Annotated in this window: 2 protein-coding genes; both read left to right on the top strand. The window is 67.8% G+C overall.

Going from position 1 to position 2976, the window contains the following annotated elements:
* The coding region (locus P3H15_RS53445) for an FAD-dependent oxidoreductase (protein ID WP_346348893.1) at positions 1-1280 on the top strand (1280 nt) is incomplete at its 5' end.
* A gap of 40 nt (positions 1281-1320) precedes the next feature.
* On the top strand, positions 1321-2967 hold the full coding sequence (pruA, locus tag P3H15_RS53440) for an L-glutamate gamma-semialdehyde dehydrogenase (protein WP_276144734.1): 1647 nt from the start codon (positions 1321-1323) through the stop codon (positions 2965-2967).
* Positions 2968-2976: the final 9 nt, after the last annotated feature.

The raw sequence follows: 2976 nt of genomic DNA, 5'->3' as shown, positions 1-2976 counted from the left end.
GTCCGGCAACTACTCGACACACAGTCAGGAAGAAACCAGTGAGGACCACCGTCGTCGGTGCGGGAGTTATCGGACTCTCGTGCGCATACGAACTCTCCGAACTCGGCCACCAGGTCACCGTCGTCGATTCCGGGGCCGTCGGTGCCGCGGCATCGGCCGGCAACGCCGGCTGGGTGACCCCGTTCCTGTCCACTCCCCGCGCCGCGCCGGGTGCGGTCCGGGACGCGTTCCGCAGCTTCACCAGCACCGAGGGACCGGCCCGGATGCGCCCGCATCTCGAGCCGAGCTTCGCCGGCTGGATCACGAAGTTCCTGCGCGCGAGTACGAAGAAGCGGAACGCGAAAAGCACTGCCGCCCTGCAGGACTTCGCCCGTCCCGCGCACAGCTACTTCGATTCGCTGATCGAGCGGGGCGTGAGCTTCGAGCAGTACACCGACGGGCTGGCGGTGGTGTTCAAGGAGGAGGAGAACCTCGTCCACTACGAACAGATCGTCACCAAGATGCGTGCGCTCGGCTACGTGGGCAGCGTCAAGGTCTACCGCGGTGAGGACGCCGCCGAGTTCGACCCGGCGATCCGCCGCGACATCGCCGGGGCGCTGCACCTCGAGAGCGAACGGCACGTGCGGCCCGAGACGCTGTGCCAGGGGCTGGCGAAATGGGTGGAGGCCAACGGCGGCGAGGTCGCCGAACACGATGCGGTCACCGCGATCACCGCCCGCAGCAGCGGCCAGTGGATGGTGACCACCGAGTCCGGTCGGGAGATCGTCGCCGACAACGTCGTCGTCGCCGCCGGCTACCCCAGCCGCACCCTGCTCGCCCCGCTCGGCGTGACGGTGCCGCTCGAAGCGGCCAAGGGCACCAGCATGACCGCCCTCGGCGAGGGCACCGCGCCGGCGCACCCGCTCAAGCTGTACGAGAACATGGTGGCCTGCTCACCGTTCGGCAACGCCGTGCGACTGTCGGGAACCTTCGACATCGGCAACCGCGATTTCACGCTGAACCAGAAGCGCCTCGACATGGTGGTGCGGCAGGGCCTGAGCTTCCTCGAGGACTGGCGCCCCACCGACGTCGAAATCCAGTGGGTCGGTCACCGCCCCACCTCGGCGGACGACCTGCCGATCATCGGCCCCGTTCCCGGGCAGGCGGGCCTGTACCTGGCCACCGGCCACGGCACCCTCGGGGTGACCCTCGGCCCCGTCACCGGCGCCCTCGCCGCCAAGGAAATCGCGCGTCACGGCCAGCAACGACTCCTCGAGCCGTTCCGCCTCACCCGCTTCTGAGCTCGACCTACGCCCCCACGTTCGACAAGGAGAATTCGCAGTGACCGGAGCAATCCACAACATCGCCGGCAACTTCCACGTCCCCACCCCGGAGAACGAGCCGGTCAACGACTACCGGCCCGGCTCGCCGGAGGCCGAATCGCTGGCCCTCGAAATCAAGCGCATCGGCGGCACCACCGCGTCGATTCCGTTGTCCATCGGCGGCGAGGTCTTCGAGACCGCCGACACCCAGCCGGTGGTGTCCCCACACGATCACGCCCGCGTCCTCGGACAGCTGAGCAAGGCCGACCCGTCGCATGTGCGCACGGCGATCGACTCCGCACTGGCCGCCCGTCACGACTGGTCACGCCGGCCGTGGTGGGACCGTGTCTCGGTGTTCCTGCGTGCCGCCGAACTGGTCACCGGCAAGTACCGCGACGAGATCAACGCCGCCACCATGCTGAACCAGTCCAAGACCTACCACCAGGCCGAAATCGACGGGGCCTGCGAACTGGCGGACCTGCTGCGCTTCAACGCCCATTGGGCCGAGGGCATCTACGCCAACCAGCCCAAATCCACCCAGGGGGAGAACAACTACCTCGACCAGCGCGGGCTGGAGGGATTCGTCCTGGCGGTCACCCCGTTCAACTTCACCAACATCGCCGGCAACCTGCCCGCGACCGCGGCGATGATGGGCAACACCGTCGTCTGGAAGCCTGCGGAGAAGTCGGCGCTGAGCACCGATGTGGTGCGCCGCATCTTCGACGAGGCCGGACTGCCCCCCGGGGTGATCAACACCGTCCACGGTGACGGCAAACTGGTCAGCGATATCGCCCTCGCCGACCCGAACCTGGCCGGACTCGCCTTCACCGGCTCGACCCAGGTGTTCCGGCAGCTGTGGAAGAAAGTCGCCTCGCACATCGACGACTACAAGACCTACCCGAGGCTGGTGGGCGAGACCGGCGGCAAGAACGCCGTCGTCGCGCACGTCTCCGCCGACCCGCAGGCCCTGATCACCGGCCTGACCCGCGGTGCGTTCGAATTCCAGGGCCAGAAGTGCTCGGCCGCCTCCCGCGCCTACATTCCGCGCAGCCTGTGGAACAAGATCAAGGAACCGCTTGCCGCGCAGATTGATTCGCTGGTCGTCGGGGACGTGGCCGAGCACCGCACCTTCCTCGGTGCCGTGATCGACGAGACCGCCCACGACCGGCTCACCGGGGCGATCGACAAGGCGAAGAGCCTCGATTCGCACACCCTGATCGCCGGCGGCACCACGAACAAGGAGACCGGCTACTTCGTCCGTCCCACCGTGTTCGAGACCACCGACCCCACCGCGTTCACGCTCACCACCGAGTTCTTCGGTCCGCTGCTGACAGTGTTCGTCTACGAGGACAACGACTGGATCGAGACCCTGAAGGTCGCCGACAAGACCAGCCCCTACGGGCTGACCGCGTCGGTGTACGCCACCGACCGGACGGCGATCAACCAGGCCCTCGACGTGCTGCGCGACGCCTCCGGGTACGTCGCGATCAACGACAAGCCCGCCGGCATGTCGATCGGCAAGCAGCAGTTCGCCGGTTCCCGCGCCTCGGGCACCAACGACAAGATCGGCTCGCCGCTGGCACTGCAGCGGTGGGTGAGCGGGCGGTTCGTCAAGGAGAACCTCAACCCCGACACCGACTACCGCTACCCCTACCTGGGCGCCTGACCGCGCCGC

The sequence above is a fragment of the Rhodococcus sp. T2V genome (assembly GCF_029269925.1).
Classification (GTDB): domain Bacteria; phylum Actinomycetota; class Actinomycetes; order Mycobacteriales; family Mycobacteriaceae; genus Rhodococcus_F; species Rhodococcus_F koreensis.
The sequence above is the reverse complement of the archived record's forward strand: the minus strand, read 5'-3'. Positions and strand labels throughout refer to the sequence as shown.